We start from the raw sequence: 15871 nt of genomic DNA, 5'->3' as shown, positions 1-15871 counted from the left end.
ACCTCGATACCCGCTTCCCCAGTGAACGGAGATCCGTGGTGCCGCTCCTGCCCGGAGCCGAGCCGTTCCGCCATGACGGCGGAGAGATCGGCGTCCTCGTCTGTCACGGCTTCACCGGTTCCCCGCAGTCCGTGCGGCCCTGGGCCGACCATCTCGCGGCCCGTGGTCTGACCGTCTCACTGCCGCTGCTTCCCGGCCATGGCACCCGCTGGCAGGACCTCGCGGTCACCGGCTGGCAGGACTGGTACGCGGAGGTGGACCGCGAGCTGCGGTCGCTGATCCGGCGCTGCGAGCGGGTGTTCGTCTGCGGTCTGTCGATGGGCGGGGCGCTCGCACTGCGGCTGGCCGCCCAGCACGGCGCGGCCATCAGCGGCCTCGCCCTGGTGAATCCGGCCAACCGCATCCACGATCCGCTGGCCGTGGCCCTTCCGGTGCTGCGTCATCTGGTGCCTTCGGTGAAGGGCATCGCGAGCGATATCGCCAAGCCGGGGGCGCAGGAGTCGGGGTACGACCGGATGCCGCTGCACGCCGTGCACTCGATGCGCCGCCTCTACCGGGTGGTCGACGCCGAACTGCCCCAGGTGACCCAGCCGCTGCTGGTGATGCACAGCCCCCAGGACCATGTGGTGCCGTCGGCCGACTCCGAGCGCATCCTGAGTCAGGTGTCCTCGCGGGACGTCACCGAGCGGCTGCTGGAGCGCAGCTTCCACGTGGCGACCCTGGACCATGACGCCGAGTTCATCTTCGAGGAGACGGACACGTTCATCACCCGGCTGACGGCGGGTATGGGTGAAGACACCGACACCCGGACCGACCTCGGGAAGGGAAGCGGGAAGGAGGGGGCGGCGGCCAGTGGCTGAGCGCGACTCGAACGAGAACGAGGCGGACGCGCGGCGCGATGACGACGCCGCCTTCGCCGCCATCGTCGCCGCGTACGGGGAGGAGCCGCACGACCCTCCGGGCGCCGAGCGATGGCCCGCCGCCGAGAACCTCGACGAGGAGCGGGAGCGGGACCAGGACCGCCCGTCCGCGGCGGACGGCGACACCGTTACCGACACCGACACCGACCCCGACGGACCGGGTGACGGCGAGGCCGTCGGCGGGGCGGCGACGGCCGGGCTGACCAAGACCGACAAGACCGGCAAGCCGGTGGGCGGCTTCATCGTCTACGCCCCGGGCGTGGGCCCCCGCGACTGGGAGCCCGAGGAGTCGTCCGAGGACGACTTCGACGAGACCGACGAGGGCCATTTCGTCCCGCCCGAGCCGCCCCCGCTCCCCGAGTCGGACACCACCTCCCGCTTCGCCTGGCTGGGCGTGCTGGGCGGGCCGCTGCTGCTGCTCGGTGTGGTGCTGTTCCAGGTCGAGATGGTCTGGTGGATCGCGACGCTGGGCGTCGGGGGTTTCCTGGGCGGCTTCGTCACGCTGGTGATGCGGATGAAGGACGACGACGAGGAAGAGGACGAGGACCCGGGGCGCGGCGCCGTCGTCTGACCCCGGGGCTGCCGTCGTCTGACCCCGGCGCTCCGGAGCCGGGCGTCCCGGCTCCGGCTCCGGCCGGGGGCGATCGGCCTCAGACCGGGGCGACGCGGGGCAGCCGGAGCGCGGCCAGGACCGGAAGGTGGTCCGTGGCCGCCAGAAGGTCCGTGTCGGTGATGCCGGGCAGCCCGGTCGGGACCCCACAGCCGATGATCTCGACGCCCTCGGAGGCGAAGACGGCGTCGATGCGCTGATGCGGGTCCTTGGGGTTCGAGGTGGCCTCGCTCCCCCAGGGCTCGGTGGCCCAGCCGTCCCGCAGCTTCCCCGCGATCCGGCGGAAGGCGAGGCCGTCCGGCCGGTCGTTGATGTCTCCGGCCGCGATGGCGTACGGGACGTCCAGCGCGGCCAGATGGTCCAGCAGCAGCCCGGCCTGCTCGTAGCGCTCGGCCTCCGCGAGGCTCAGATGGCAGCTGACCACACCGAGCCGGACGCCGTCGGCGCTCTCCGGGGCGCCGTCGCCGCTCTCCCGGGCGCCGGGGTCGCGGTGGCCGCCGCCGAAGCGCAGCACGGCGGTCGCGAAACCGCGCTGGTGCAGCCCGGGCACGCGGGGCAGCAGGGTGTCCTCGGCGTGCTCCACATGGGCGCGCAGCGAGGTGAGGATCATCGGGCCGGCGGCGGTGGCCCCGCCCGTGGTGTAGACGAGGCCGGTCTCCCGGGCCAGCCAGGCGGCGGCCTTGCGCCAGCGGAAGAAGCGCGGCGCCTCCTGGACGCAGACGACATCGGGGGTGCAGGCCCGGATCACCCGGGCCAGCGCCTCGCGGTCGTCACGCATCGAGCGGATGTTGTAGCTGAGCACCCGCACCACGGCCGCGTCCGGGCCGGTGGTGGATCCGGGCAGGTCCGCGAGCGGCACGATGACGGTTCCCCCCTCGCCTCTCAGCCCTGGCGGGCCAGGTCGGCGGCGCCGACGAGCCCGGCCTTGCCGCCGAGCTGGGCGGCGAGCACCTGGGCGTGCGGACGCCACTGATTGCCGACCAGCCAGCGCCGGAAGGACTTGCGGATCGGCTCCAGGACCAGATCGCCCTCGTCGGAGACCCCGCCGCCGACGATGAACGCCGAGGGGTCGAAGAGCGAGGCGAGGTCGGCCAGCCCGGCTCCGGCCCAGCGGGCCAGCTCACGGAAGGAGTCGATGGCCACCGGGTCGCCCTGGCGGGCGGCGTCGCTGATGTGCTTGCCCTCGATGCCCTCGGAGGTGCCGTCGCCGAGGCCGAGGAGGACCGTGGCGTTCTCCGGGGTGGCGGCGGCGCGCTGCCTGGCGTAGCGGACCAGCGCACGGCCGGAGGCGTACTGCTCCCAGCAGCCCTGGCTGCCACAGCCGCACAGCAGACCGTCGGGGACGACCCTTATGTGGCCGAACTCGGCCGCGACGCCGAAGCGGCCGCGGTGCAGCTTGCCGCCGATGATGATGCCGCCGCCGAGGCCGGTGCCGAGCGTGATGCATACGACGTCGTCATGGCCGACCCCGGCGCCGAAGCGGTATTCGCCCCAGGCGGCGGCGTTGGCGTCGTTCTCCACCACGACGGGCAGGCCGACGCGCTGCTCGACCTTGTCCTTGAGCGCCTCGTGCCGCCAGTTGATGTTGGGCGCGAAGAGCACGGTGGCGCGCTTGTCGTCCACATATCCGGCCGCGCCGATGCCGACGGCCTCGATCTCGTGTCCCTCGCTGACGATGCGCACCGCGTCCGCGATGGCGTCGACGACTCCCTCGGGAGTCTGCGGGGTCGAAACCTGGCTCGTCTCGAGAATCGAGCCCTCTTCGTCGACCACGCCGGCCGCGATCTTCGTACCGCCGATGTCGACGCCGATGGTGAGTCCCATGAGTCCCTCAGTTATTTGGTCGAACCCCGCCGACGCTAACGGTACCGGAGGTGGCGCTCAGTCGAGGTCGATGTGTTCACTACTCGAACTCGTCGATTCCTCGCCGCGATCCTTGGAGCTGCCCTCGGCGCCCTGGGTCCAGCGCCGCTCCTGGCCGGTCACGGCGGCGCGATAGGCGGCGAGCAGCTCGGAACCGGCGCTGGCGAGGTGTTCGAAAACATCGGGATTGCGCTCTATGACCGGTTCCGCCGCGGCCTTCGCCTGTTCGATCAATTGTTGTACGGCCCCCTGAACCGCCGTCCCGGCGATCGGCGCCTGGAGCCCGGCGACCTTGTCGGCGAGCGCGTCGGCCAGCTTGAGGAACTCCTCGGCGACACTCCCCGGCTCCTCGGCGGTCTGCCGGGTCCGCCGCCTGGCCCGCTCGGCGGCGAGGTCCTCGGCACACGCCTGCTCCCAGGCGTCGGGGTCCATCTCGGTGACCGGTACATCGGTGAGCGGGGGCTCTGCGGGGCGCTCGGTGGCATCGCTCATGGCGAACTCCTGCGGCGGGGATGCTGGCTGCCCGGCCTGTTCATCCGGGCTTGTGACCGACGTTACCCGAAGGAGGGGGACGGGGTCAGAGCCCGGGACCGGCCAGGACCGGAGCCGGGGACCGGCCGAGGCCGGAGCCGGATTCAGAGCCGCTTCGGCCACAGGTCGGGGTCGGGGGTGAAGCGGACCTGGAGCCATCCGTCGCGCAGCCCGGCGCCGGAGACGGTGCAGCGGCGCAGGGCGGACGGCAGCGGCAGCATCCGGTGGAACGGGCCGACGCTGACGATCAGTTCGTCGCCCCGGCGCACCAGTCCGAGCCCGTCGCGGTCGGCGCCGGGCAGCGGCAGCCGCCACAGCAGCACCCCGTCGTCGGCCAGCCGGTCCTCGACGGTCCAGGGGTCGGGGGCGGGCCGGTCGGGCCGCGCCCCGGGGGCCCCGACGGCCCCGGCGAGCGCGGCGAGCCCGGCCGGGGCGCGCTGGGCATCCACACCGTCCGCACCGTTCTCGCCGGGCCTCGGCTCCGCGCCCCGCGCGTCACCGACGCCGTGCGGATCGCGGCCCAGATGCGGCAGCTCGCGGACCGGGACGGCGGGCGCCCACTGCTCGTACAGCTCCTTGAGCGCGTCCTGCTGCTGGCCGGAGAGCGCGGCGAGCCAGGGGTCGGAGGTCCCGGTGGGCAGCAGCCGGTTCGCGATCACCGCCTCCACCCGGCAGCCGTGCAGCGCCAGACCGGCGCGGGCGGTGCGCAGCGCCCGGTCGGCGAGCGGCCCGGGCTCCACGACCAGCCGTACCGTCGTGGCCTCGGACTCGATCACCCCCTGGACGGCGGCCAGTTCCCGCTCCCAGCGCTCGGCCGTCTCGTACAGCTTCTGCGCGGGCATCGGCACCCCCGCGAGCTGGGCGAGCATCGGCCGCAGCGCACGAGCCGCCTGCCGCTCGGCGGGCAGCAGCCGCCGCAGATAGCGCCGTAGCTGCTCGGGCAGCGCGAGCAGCGCGACGGTGTCCGGCGCGGGCGGCATGTCGACGACGAGGACGTCCCAGCCGGTGCCGGGCGGGGCGGTCTGGGCGGCACGCAGGGCGCGCAGCAGCGCGAGGGACTCCACCCCGGGGAGGGGGGTCAGCTCCTCGCCGTCCAGCGGGGTCGCGCCGAGCAGGTCGAGCAGGCCGTGGCCGCGGTCCTGCAGGGCGGTGAGCTCACTACGGAACCACTCGTCCGTGATGATCCGCGCGGCCCACACCCCGGGGGCGAGCTCGACGGGTACGGACCACGGCAGCCGGTCCGCCGACCGCCCGGGGGCGGACCGCAGCGCGCGGATGCCGAGCAGCGCCTCGGGGGTGCCGTCCGGGTCGGCGGTGAGCAGCAGCGTCCGCTGCCCCTCACGGGCGGCGGCGAGGGCGGTCGCGGCGGCCACGGTGGTGCGGCCCGCGCCGCCGGTACCGGTGACGAGGACCGTACGCATGAAGGGAGCCTCCGGCAGGGTGGTGCGTCAGATGCGCGGCGCGGGTTGGATGATCCGCCCGGCCGGAGCGTACCCCGCGCCGCGGACCACCCCGGACACCGTCGGGGCCCGGGGTGGTCCGCCCGGGTCAGGCGCTCTCGACGCGCTTCTTCAGGCCCGCGAGCGCACGGTCGATGATGACCTTCTCGGCCTTGCGCTTGATCATGCCCAGCATGGGGATCTTGACGTCGACCGTGAGCTGGTAGGTCACCTCGGTGCTCTTGCCGCCGTCGCGCGCCGACAGCCGGTAGGAGCCGTCAAGGGTGCGCAGCATCTGGGACTTGACCAGGGACCAGTTGACCTGGTCGTCTCCGGTCCAGCTGTACTGGAGGGTGTAGTCGTCCTTGATCGCCCCGGCGTCGAGCAGCATCCGCACCTGCTCGGCGCGCCCCCGGTCGTCCTTGGTGAGGATGTCGGCCTCCTTCACCTCACCGGACCACTCCGGGTAACGGTCGAAGTCGGCGATCACCTCCATCACGTCGGCCGGGGCCGCCTCGATCGTGATGCTCGAGCTGGTGTGTTCCGCCATCGCCGTGGCTCCTCCGTACCGGTCCGCCGCATGAGCTCTCTGCCGCTGAAGGCTACCGCGCGCGCGTCACCACTCCAGGGCCCAGGGGGTGCCGGAAGAGGCGAAGTGTCCGACATTGACGCACTCGGTGGCGCCGATCCGCATACGGCGGACGAGCGGCTGATGGACATGGCCGAAGAGGGCGTACTTGGGACGGACGGTGTGGATCGCCTCTAGAAGGGCGGTGCTGCCGCGCTCGAAGCGGCGGGCGACGGTGTCGTAGCAGAGGTCGGGCACCTCCGGCGGGATGTGGGTACAGAGCACATCCACCTCGCCGAGCGCCGCGATCTTCGCCGCGTAGGTCTCGTCGTCAACCTCGTAGGGGGTGCGCATCGGGGTGCGCAGCCCGCCGCCCACGAAACCGAAGACCAGCCCGCCGATCTCGGCGCGCTCGCCGTCGAGGACGGTGGTACCGGACTGGGCGTACTCCGGCCACAGTGACGGCATGTCGACATTTCCGTAGGTGGCGTACGTCGGAGTGGGGAACGCGGCGAAGAGCGCGGCGTACTGGCGGCGGATCGCGGACTCTATCGCCGTGTGGCGGTCGATCCCCGCCCACAGCCGGTCGCCGAACACCCGGGCCTCCTCGAACCGGCGGGCGGTGCGCAGCTCGACGAGGCGGTCGGCGTTCTCGACCCCGAAGAGATCGGGGAAGATGCCACGGGTGTGATCGGCGTAGTCGAGGAAGAGCACGAGGTCGCCGAGGCAGATCAGGGCGTCCGCCCCGGCACCGGCCTTCTCGAGGTCCTCACTGTTGCCGTGCACGTCACTCACCACGTGGACTCGCATGCATGTCACCCTAAGACGAAAGGGCCCGTGCCCGTAAGGTGTTCTGCCTGCAGCGACCCGCGTCCACCTGCGGTTCCTTAGCGGCCGCGGCGTCCGTCGACTAGTCTGCGGGCAGCATGAAGGCGGTGTGTGACGCATCAAACATCTGGGCAGGAACCCCTATCCCGGAAGCGTACCGATGGGTAACGTCCGGGCCGTCCACCACCCCCCATGCCCTGTAGCGGCGCCGGCGCCCCACGAGGAGCAGCAGTCTTGCGCGAGTTCAGCCTTCCGGCCCTGTACGAGGTTCCGGCCGACGGCAATCTGACGGATCTCATCCGCCGCAATGCCGCACAGCATCCCGATGTCGCCGTGGTCGGCCGCAAGGTCGACGGCCAATGGGAGGACGTGACCGCGACCGCGTTCCTGGCCGAAGTGCGGGCCGCCGCCAAGGGCCTGATCGCGGCCGGGGTCGAGCCGGGCGACCGGGTCGGCCTGATGTCGCGGACCCGCTACGAATGGACACTGCTGGACTTCGCCATCTGGAGCGCCGGCGGGGTCACCGTGCCGGTGTACGAGACGAGTTCACCGGAGCAGATCCAGTGGATCCTCAGCGATTCGGGCGCGGTGGCCGCGCTGGTCGAGACCGGGGTCCACGAGGCCGCCGTCGAGGCCATCCGGGACAGCCTGCCCACCCTGAAGCATGTCTGGCGGATCGAAGGCGATGCCATCGAGACGCTGCGGAAGCTGGGCGCGGACGTGCCCGAGGAGAAGGTGGACGAGCGCTCCTCGATCGCCAACGCCGACTCCCCCGCCACCATCGTCTACACCTCCGGCACCACGGGCCGCCCCAAGGGCTGTGTGCTCTCGCACCGCAGCTTCTTCGCCGAATGCGGCAACGCGGTGGCACGGCTCAAGCCGATCTTCAACACCGGTGAGTCGTCGGTGCTGCTGTTCCTCCCCGAGGCCCATGTCTTCGGGCGGCTGGTGGAGATCGCGGCGGTGCTGGCGCCGATCAAGCTCGGCCATGTGCCGGATGTGAAGTCCCTGACCGACGAACTCGCCGCGTTCCGGCCCACCTTGGTGCTGGGCGTGCCGCGCGTCTTCGAGAAGGTCTACAACTCGGCGCGGGCGAAGGCCCAGTCCGAGGGCAAGGGCAAGATCTTCGACAAGGCGGCCGACACCGCCATCGAGTACAGCCAGGCGCTGGACGCCCCGGGCGGACCGTCCTTCGGGCTCCGGTTCAAGCACAAGGTCTTCGACCGGCTGGTCTACAGCAAGCTGCGCGCCGTGCTGGGCGGCCGGGCCACCCACGCCATCTCCGGCGGGGCGCCGCTGGGCGCGCGGCTGGGCCACTTCTACCGGGGCATCGGCTTCACGGTACTGGAGGGGTACGGCCTGACGGAGTCCTGCGCGGCGACCACCTTCAACCCCTGGGACCGGCAGAAGATCGGCTCGGTCGGGCAGCCGATGCCGGGCACGGTGGTGCGCATCGCCGACGACGGCGAGGTGCTGCTGCACGGCGAGCACCTCTTCACCGAGTACTGGAACAACGAGACGGCCACGGCCGACGCGTTGTCGGACGGCTGGTTCCACACCGGGGACGTGGGCACGCTCGACGAGGACGGCTACCTCACCATCACCGGCCGCAAGAAGGAGATCATCGTCACCGCGGGCGGCAAGAACGTCGCCCCGGCGGTGATCGAGGACCGGATCCGCGCCCATGCCCTGGTCGCCGAGTGCATGGTCGTCGGCGACGGCCGTCCCTTCGTGGGCGCGCTGATCACGGTGGACGAGGAGTTCCTGCCGCGCTGGGCGGCCGAGCACGGCAAGCCCGAGGGTGTGACGGTGGCCGAGCTGCGCGAGGACCCCGAGCTGCTGGCCGAGATCCAGCAGGCGGTGGAGGACGGCAACGCGGCGGTGTCCAAGGCGGAGTCGGTGCGCAAGTTCCGCGTCCTGGCGACGCAGTTCACCGAGGACTCCGGGCATGTGACGCCCTCGCTGAAGCTGAAGCGGAACGTGGTGGCGAAGGACTTCGCGTCCGAGATCGAGGCCATCTACCGCGGCTGACGACGGCGGGGCCCGGGCCGATGCCCCGGGCCCGGACCGTCACAACAGCGACCTCAGGGACCGCCACGGCCCGACGTCGGGGACCGTCACGGCCCGGCGTCGGGGACCGTCACAGCAGCGACTTCAGGCGGTCGGCCAGCAGATCCCAGCGCCAGCGCTCCTCCACCCAGGCGCGGCCCCGCTCGCCCATGCGGCGGCGCAGCTCGGCGTCCTCCAGCAGGGTCACGACGCGCTCAGCGCTCTGCTCGGCGGAGCCGCCCCGGACGACCCACCCGGTCTCCCCGTCCAGCACCGCGTCCGGCGCCCCGCCCGAGTCCCCGGCGACGACCGGCAGACCGGTCGCGGACGCCTCCAGATAGACGATGCCGAGGCCCTCGACGTCCAGCCCGCCGCGGCGGGTGCGGCAGGGCATGGCGAAGACGTCGCCCGCGCCGTAGTGGGCGGGCAGCTCCTCCCAGGGCACGGGGCCGGTGAACCGTACGGAGTCGGCCACGCCCTCGGTCTCCGCGAGCCGGCGCAGGTCCTTCGCGTACGGCCCGCCGCCGACGATCAGCAGCACCGCGTCCGGCACCCGCTTCAGGATCCGCGGCATGGCCCGGATCAGCGTGTCCTGCCCCTTGCGCGGCACCAGCCGGGAGACGCACACCACGACGGGCCGCTCGGCGAGGCCGAGGCGGGCCCGGATCTCGTCGCCGCCCGAGCCGGGGTGGAAGGTCTTCTCGTCCACACCGGGCGGCAGTTGCACCATCCGGGCGGCGTCCCGGGGGTCGAGCGCGGCGGCGATACGGGAGCGGGTGTACTCACCGAGATAGGTGATGGTGTCCGTGGACCCGCCGATCCGCCGCAGCAGCCGCCGTGCGGCGGGCAACTGCGCCCAGGCCGCCTCGTGGCCGTGGGTCGTGGCCACCAGCCGCCGCGCCCCCGCCGCGCGCAGCGCGGGGGCCATCAGCCCGAGCGGCGCGGCGGCGCCGAACCACACCGCGGTGCAGCCGTGCTCCCGCAGCAGCGCGGTCGCGCGGCGGGTGACCCTCGGGGTGGGCAGCAGCATGGTCGTCCGGTCCCGGACGACCTGGTACGGCTGCTCGGCGTCGAAGCGGGCGGTGGCCTCGGCGCCCTCCTGGCCGCGCTTCCACGTGGAGGCGTAGACGACGATCCGGTCCGGGTCGAGGCGCAGCGCGATGTTGTGCAGAAACGCCTGGATGCCGCCGGGGCGGGGCGGAAAGTCGTTGGTCACGAGCAGGGTCTTGTCCATCGTGGCCGACAGTACCGGGTGCCGCGGCGCGCCCGCTCCGGCCCACCGGCGCCGGGGGCCAGGGCGGCGCTCAGCCCAGCTCGGTCGCCACGTACTTCTGCCACAGCGCCGTGAACTCCGTCAGGCTCACCCCCAGCACCTTCCGCAGCGCCGACTCCACCGCGCCCGCGCGCTCGGGCGCCCGGCCCACCGCGCGGTAGAAGTCGACCAGCTTCCGCTCGCCCCACCGGTCCGCGATCAGGCGGCAGGCGAGCCAGCCCTGTTCATAGGCGCGGGAGAGGCGGTCGGGGTCGCTGCCGAAGCGGAAGTCGTCGTCGCGCGGCAGCGAGGTGGGCAGCCGCCCGGCGACGACGGCGTCGGTGAGTTCGGGGGCGACCTGGCGGGGGGTGCGGCCGGGAGTGCGGTAGCCCACCCAGTCGGCGAAGCCCTCGGAGAGCCACAGCGGGGTGGAGACGCTGGTGGCGGTGCGGGTGGCGACATGGGCCGTCTCATGGGTGATCACGACGCGCCGGCCGAAGTCGCCGAGGACCTGGTACGCCTCGGGGTTGACGATCACCCGGTCGGCGGGCGCCTCGTCACCGGCCCCGCCGACCTCGCCCGTGGTGACGGCGGCGATCCCGCGGTAGCCGTCCGCGGAGGCGCCGAGCAGGGCGGCCATCCGGTCCAGGGAGTCGGGGACCTCGACCACGACGCGTCCGGCCCACTCATGGGGCCAGACCCGGCCGAGGACGGGCACCGCCCGGTCCGCGATACCGGCGACCGCGCGCAGCACCCGCCGGTCCTGGCCGACGCCCAGGACGAGGCTGTGGGCGCCGCGGACGACGTCGACCGTGCCCTGGTCCCAGAGCTGTTCCGTACCGCGCTTGCCGTCCACCACGCCGTCGTCGGAGGCGACGTACCACCGCCCGTCGCGCCGGGCGAGGGTCAGGTACTGGGCGGAGACGACCGGCGCGGTGTCGTATCCCGCCAGCCGGTACCGGAGTTCGACCTGTGCGGCGAGGCTGTGCCCGCCGACCGGCGCGGGGGTGAAACCGCCGGTGCGCACCAGCCGGTAGGTCCAGGAGCGCAGCGGTACGGCGGACATCTGCCGGAACACCCGCCGCTGCTCGGCCACATAGCGGGCGGAGCCGCGGTCCACGGTGGCGAGGAAGGCGTCCGCGTCCCGCTCCCGGACCGCCGCGGCCCGCTGGTCCAGCAGGCGCTGCACGGCCCGGCCGTCGCGCCCCTCGGGGTCGTCGGGCGCGGGGGCGGGGGCGCAGCCGCCCAGCGCGGTCAGGGTGAACGTGCCCACCAGCGGCAGGCACAACAGCGCCCGCCATCCGCCCGATCTCCACCGACCCGCCACGTCTTAGATCGTACGAGCCCGAGCGCCGGCTTCAGACGCGAGTGATGGAAGAGATCGGCAACATGCCCACGGGGTCGTAGCGGACCCGCGCCCCGGGGTAGGGGGCGTGGATCACCTGTCCGTTGCCCGCGTACATGGCGACATGGCTGGCGTCGGAGCGGTAGACCACCAGATCGCCGGGGCGGGCCTGGGACAGCGGCACCGGCTGCCCGGCGTGCGCCTGGGCCTGTGAGGTGCGCGGAATGGCCACTCCGGCGTGGGCGTAGGCCCATTGGGTCAGCCCGGAGCAGTCGAAGGCGGTGGGACCGGCGTGGCCCCATGCGTACGGCAGCCCGAGGGCCGCCCGTGCCGCGCCGAACGCCGCGGCGGCCCGCCCCGAGAACGGCGCGGCATGCCGCCCGCCGATGCGGCCACCGGGGAGCTCACCGGGGCCGGTTCCGATACCGGAACCCGAGAGGGTGCCCGGCGGCAGCCCTGCGAGGGCGCCGGGCTCCCGTCCGCCCGCCCGCGAGGCGCGGTGCTGCCCATAGGTCTCCCGCTCCCTGGGCGGCAGCGCGTTCACCAGCCGCCGCGCGGTGGCCAACCGGTGCTGGACCGCCCGCTTGTGGCGGGCCACGGCCCGGCGGCTGTGCTCCAGCTTCACCAGCTTGGCCGCGGCCTCCGCGCGCTCCTGCCGCAGTGTGCGCTGGGCGCTCTGCACCACCCGTAGCTGTGCGGCCTGGCGGCTGGTGATCCGCTCCAGGGTGGCGGCTCTGTCGAGGTACTGGACCGGGTCGCCGGAGAGGAGCAGGGCGAGGCCCGGATCGATCCCGCCGGTGCGGTACTGCCCGCCCGCGAGGGCGCCGAGCGCCACCCGCATGCGGTTGACCCGCCCTTGGCCCCGGGCGACCCGGTCCTGGATCCGTTCGACCTCGCGGCGCAGGGCCTGGGTGCGCGTCGCCGCCGCGTTGTAGCGCTCGGTGGCCCGCTCCGCCTGGGCGTAGAGCGTGGCGATGCGGTCGCCGGCGGACCGGGCGGCCGGACGGCCCGCCGGGTCATGCGGTTCGGCACCGGCCGCCACGGCGGACAGCGCGGCGGCGGAGGCCACCGCGGCCGCCGAGGCGGCGGTCCAGACGGCGGCCCGGCCGGACCCGGGTTTCGCGACGCGACGACAGGACGCCATGGGTAGCCGCACTCCCTTCCGCAGTGTCGGGCTGAGAACTGCGGGCAGACAGTAGCCGTGGGGCTACCCACGGTCCAACGGCCGTGGTGTGCGGAGACACTGACGCCCCGCCGAGTGACGCAGGTCACCGGCGGGGCGGGGGATCAGCGAGCGCGCTGGAGATTCGCCCGAAAGGATGGCTCTTGGGGCGGTTTGAGACCCGTTTTCCAGTTCCTGATCAGGTCTTCCGGATCAGACCCGGACACCGAACTGGAACGGCATGTTGTCCATCGACTCGTAGCGCACACCGGCACCGGGCTTGGGCGCGTGCAGCACCTGGCCGTTGCCCGCGTAGAGACCTATGTGGTGCAGGTCGCCGTAGAAGAGCACCAGGTCGCCCGGCTTGAGCTCACCGCGGCCGATGCGGCTGCCGGCGTTCGCCTGGTCCTGGGAGATGCGCGGGAGCTGCACCCCGGCCTGCTGGTAGGCCCAGCCGGTGAGTCCGGAGCAGTCGAAGGAGGACGGACCGGTCGCGCCCCAGACGTACGGGAGGCCGATCTTCGTCTTGGCGGCGGCGAGCGCGGCAGCGGCACGCCCCGACTCGGGCACCTCGTTGCCCAGGTCGACCCGGCTGCTGGAGCGGTTGGCGCGCTCCGCGTCCTGGGCCGCGATCTTGGCGCGCTCCTTGGCGGTCAGAGTGTTGAGAAGGTTCCGGGCCTTGGACAGCTTGCCCTGGATCTCGTCCTTCTTCTTGCCGAGCGCCTTACGGGTGTCCGCCAGGTCCTGCAGCTTGGTGGACGCCTCCTCGCGCTGCTGCTTGAGGGTGCGCTGCTTGTCGGCGATCTTCCGCAGGGACTCGGCCTGCTTGCCGCTCAACTGGCTGAGGGTGGACGCCTTCTCGAGGTAGGTGTCCGGGTCGGAGGAGAGGAGGAGCTGCACCGAGGGATCGATGCCGCCGGAGCGGTACTGGGCGGTGGCCATCGAACCCAGGCCGTTGCGCAGCTTGTTCAGGTCCTCCTGGCCGCGCGCCACCTTGTCCTGCAGATCGCCGACCTGCTTCTCCAGCTTCTGCTGCTTCTCCTTGGCGCCGTTGTACTTCTCGGTCGCCTGCTCCGCCTCTTCGTAGAGCTTGTCGACCTGCTCCTTGACGTCCTTCTTGTCCTGCTTCGGAGCGGCCTGGGCGGCCTGGGAAGTGAGAGCGACGGCGGCTGCCGCGGTCGCGGTAAGGACGGTTACCCGAGTGCGGCTCGGCTGCTTGGGTCGACGGTGGGACGCCACGAAGGCGAGCTCCTTCTTCCTCCAGCCGCCTACCGGGAGTTGGTGGGGTTGTGAAGCCCCGGCTCCGCGACAGGGCGCGGACTCGGCGGTACCTCCGCTGTCACCCCGGATGGGTGATCAACCGCGCGAAGGTTCGAGCCGACCTTAGTGACCCCTCCGTGATCCGTTCAAATCCCAACGGCAAAAAAGTCGCTCCGGAAGCGCATCTTTTACGAATGTCACACGGGCAGTGATGGTCGATTGACGCTCCGCTGACACCACACGGGTCCCAGAAACACGGAATCCGGGGATACGGGAATAACGGAGATATGGGCTACGACGCCTCAGGTACGGGCAAGTCGCTTCAGCAGCAACGCGGATGCCACGGGGCGCGCTCCGGCGCGCGCCACCCCGTCGGCCACCTCGCGGTCGGTGGACACCACCACCACCGGCCGGCCCGGCGGCTCCGCCCGTACGATCTGGCGGATCAATTCGTCCGCCGTCACCCCCGGCTTGCTGAACAGCACCCGCACCCCGCGCGGCGGCGCGAGCAGCACCGGCGCGGCCAGCTCGGCCCCGTCGAAGACACAGGTCATCTCCGCGCCCGTCTGGGCCGCGAGCACCGCGAGACCGCCCAGCAGCCGCAGCCGCTGCTTCTCCAACGGCATCGTGGGATAGCCGGTCTTGGTGACGTTGTAGCCGTCCACCACCAGATGCGCCTGCGGCAGCGCGAGCAGCTGGTCCAGCAGGGCCGGGTCCATCTCCGACAGCGCCCTGGTCGCTATGTCCTTCGGTGTCATCTTCCCCGGCTCCACGGCGTCCACCGTGTCCGCCGGGCGCATCGACGCGGGCGGCAGGGCCAGTTCGCGCCGCAGCCCCTGGGCCGCGTCCAGCACCGTGTCCAGCAGCAGCCGCAGCCGCATGTCCTCCACGCTGCGCCCCTCGCGCACCGCCCGCCGGCTGGCCTCCAGCGCCGACTCCGCCTCCGCTAGCCGGGCCCGCAGCCGCCGTGCCTCGCTGTCCGCGGTGGCCTGACGGGCCGCCGCCTCCGCCCGTACGGACTCCAGCTCTGCCTCGGCCTTGCGCACCGCGGCCGCACCCCGCCGCACATCGCTCTGCGCGCTGCGCAGCTTGCGCTGCAGCCCGTCGTTCTCCTTGCGGGCGGCCTCCAACTCGGTGCGCGTCCGCTCCGTCTCATGCTTGGTGGCCGCCTTGGCCTCGGCGAGTTCGTCGCGCAGCCGCTGCAGCTCGCGCGCCGCCTCCTCACCGGCCCGCTCGGCGGAGGCCCGCTGGGCCTCCTCGCCCGCCGCCTCGACCAGCTTGACCCAGCCCACCGGCCGCAGCACATACGCCACCGCCGCCACATCCACCGGATCGGCCGCGGCGGGCGGCGATCCGCCCTCGATGGCGTCGGCCAGCTCCCGCTGCGTCTCCCGCAGCCGTCCCGCGATCCGCTGCCGGAAGACGGGGTCGCTCTCCACCGCGGCGGCCATCGCGTTGCCCGCGAACTTGGCGCGGCGGGTCGGGGTGAAACGGGCGTACTGCCGCAGCTGGGCGGGCAGCTCGGTGACCGTCAGGCCGCCGAAGGCGTCCGCGACCAGCGCCACCACCCGCCGCCGCACTCCTTCCGGCAGCGGGCGGTCCAGCGCCTCGGTGACGCCCTCGGCGTCACCGGCCGCCCCGGGGTCACCGGTCCGCTCCACCACCTGTCATCGCTCCGTTCTCAGGCGCTCAGGCCGGTGCTCGGACGGTCCACGAGTTCAACCTGGTCGACCGCGTTGCACCAGCGACAGCGCACTGACTCAATGGTCTCACTGAGCACCTCGCGTTCCTCGACACTGGGTTCCCCGGCCAAGTCGAGATGCACATACTCCACGGCTCTGGTCGAGCGGGTCACATCGAACCGGGTGAGGTTGCCGCACAGTGTGCAACGCCAGCGGGTCTGGGCGGTCGGCAGGGGCACGGCCATGATTGCGGGTCCTCGCTTCTCGGCTCGTCGGCGGCGTCCTGTAACCCTACGGCCTGAGCCTTGCCCCGCGCCGGGCCCGTCCCGCCCGCGTCCCGGGCAGGAGCGCGGCGAGGCGCT

The 15871-nt window shown here is 72.7% G+C and carries 15 protein-coding genes; 3 read left to right on the top strand and 12 right to left on the bottom strand.

Annotated elements, in window-relative coordinates; genetic code table 11:
• Positions 1–38 precede the first annotated feature (38 nt).
• Together J5X86_RS42310 and J5X86_RS42305 are read left to right on the top strand one after the other, a co-directional pair.
• A complete protein-coding gene (locus J5X86_RS42310) occupies positions 39–860 on the top strand; it encodes a carboxylesterase (protein WP_208521941.1) in 822 nt (273 codons plus the stop codon).
• Positions 853–1491 carry a hypothetical protein gene (locus tag J5X86_RS42305; protein WP_208521940.1) on the top strand — a complete coding sequence of 213 codons (639 nt, stop codon included), beginning with the start codon at positions 853–855 and terminating at the stop codon, positions 1489–1491. Before J5X86_RS42310 ends, J5X86_RS42305 begins: the two co-directional genes overlap by 8 nt.
• Before the next feature lie 79 nt (positions 1492–1570).
• Here the strand turns inward: J5X86_RS42305 and J5X86_RS42300 are convergent, their stop codons facing one another.
• The 6 genes from J5X86_RS42300 to J5X86_RS42275 form a co-directional block, all read right to left on the bottom strand.
• The gene (locus J5X86_RS42300; RefSeq protein ID WP_208521939.1) at positions 1571–2389 is read right to left on the bottom strand and encodes an endonuclease/exonuclease/phosphatase family protein; all 819 of its coding nucleotides are present in this window, start codon (positions 2387–2389) and stop codon (positions 1571–1573) included.
• Positions 2390–2412: 23 nt separating this feature from the next.
• Positions 2413–3354: an ROK family glucokinase gene (locus J5X86_RS42295; protein WP_078640961.1), complete on the bottom strand. Its 942-nt coding sequence runs from the start codon at positions 3352–3354 to the stop codon at positions 2413–2415.
• Between the two features lie 57 nt (positions 3355–3411).
• On the bottom strand, positions 3412–3885 hold the full coding sequence (locus tag J5X86_RS42290; RefSeq protein ID WP_208521938.1) for a DUF5304 domain-containing protein: 474 nt from the start codon (positions 3883–3885) through the stop codon (positions 3412–3414).
• 143 nt (positions 3886–4028) lie between these two features.
• Entirely contained in the window at positions 4029–5345 is a 1317-nt protein-coding gene (locus tag J5X86_RS42285; protein WP_208521937.1) for an ArsA family ATPase, read from the bottom strand.
• Between the two features lie 127 nt (positions 5346–5472).
• Positions 5473–5913 carry an SRPBCC family protein gene (locus tag J5X86_RS42280; protein ID WP_014060055.1) on the bottom strand — a complete coding sequence of 147 codons (441 nt, stop codon included), beginning with the start codon at positions 5911–5913 and terminating at the stop codon, positions 5473–5475.
• Between the two features lie 66 nt (positions 5914–5979).
• Entirely contained in the window at positions 5980–6741 is a 762-nt protein-coding gene (locus tag J5X86_RS42275; protein ID WP_208521936.1) for a metallophosphoesterase, read from the bottom strand.
• Positions 6742–6993: 252 nt separating this feature from the next.
• Here J5X86_RS42275 and J5X86_RS42270 point away from each other — a divergent pair, with 252 nt between their 5' ends.
• Positions 6994–8790 (top strand): long-chain fatty acid--CoA ligase, encoded by a 1797-nt coding sequence (locus J5X86_RS42270; RefSeq protein ID WP_208521935.1) that lies wholly within the window; start codon positions 6994–6996, stop codon positions 8788–8790.
• A gap of 109 nt (positions 8791–8899) precedes the next feature.
• Here the strand turns inward: J5X86_RS42270 and J5X86_RS42265 are convergent, their stop codons facing one another.
• The 6 genes from J5X86_RS42265 to J5X86_RS42240 form a co-directional block, all read right to left on the bottom strand.
• On the bottom strand, positions 8900–10042 hold the full coding sequence (locus J5X86_RS42265) for a glycosyltransferase family 4 protein (protein ID WP_208521934.1): 1143 nt from the start codon (positions 10040–10042) through the stop codon (positions 8900–8902).
• A 70-nt stretch (positions 10043–10112) separates the two neighbouring features.
• Positions 10113–11348, bottom strand: coding sequence for a hypothetical protein (locus tag J5X86_RS42260; protein ID WP_374229390.1), 1236 nt, complete (start codon positions 11346–11348; stop codon positions 10113–10115).
• A gap of 70 nt (positions 11349–11418) precedes the next feature.
• On the bottom strand, positions 11419–12549 hold the full coding sequence (locus tag J5X86_RS42255) for an NlpC/P60 family protein (protein ID WP_208521933.1): 1131 nt from the start codon (positions 12547–12549) through the stop codon (positions 11419–11421).
• A 231-nt stretch (positions 12550–12780) separates the two neighbouring features.
• Positions 12781–13806, bottom strand: coding sequence for an NlpC/P60 family protein (locus J5X86_RS42250; protein WP_078640969.1), 1026 nt, complete (start codon positions 13804–13806; stop codon positions 12781–12783).
• Positions 13807–14129: 323 nt separating this feature from the next.
• Complete coding sequence (locus J5X86_RS42245) at positions 14130–15491, bottom strand: NYN domain-containing protein (protein ID WP_208521932.1); 1362 nt, start codon at positions 15489–15491, stop codon at positions 14130–14132.
• Between the two features lie 17 nt (positions 15492–15508).
• Positions 15509–15754, bottom strand: coding sequence for a hypothetical protein (locus J5X86_RS42240; RefSeq protein ID WP_208521931.1), 246 nt, complete (start codon positions 15752–15754; stop codon positions 15509–15511).
• Positions 15755–15871: the final 117 nt, after the last annotated feature.

It is taken from the genome of Streptomyces sp. NEAU-YJ-81 (genome assembly GCF_017592595.1).
In the GTDB taxonomy this organism is placed as follows: domain Bacteria; phylum Actinomycetota; class Actinomycetes; order Streptomycetales; family Streptomycetaceae; genus Streptomyces; species Streptomyces hygroscopicus_B.
The sequence above is the reverse complement of the archived record's forward strand: the minus strand, read 5'-3'. Positions and strand labels throughout refer to the sequence as shown.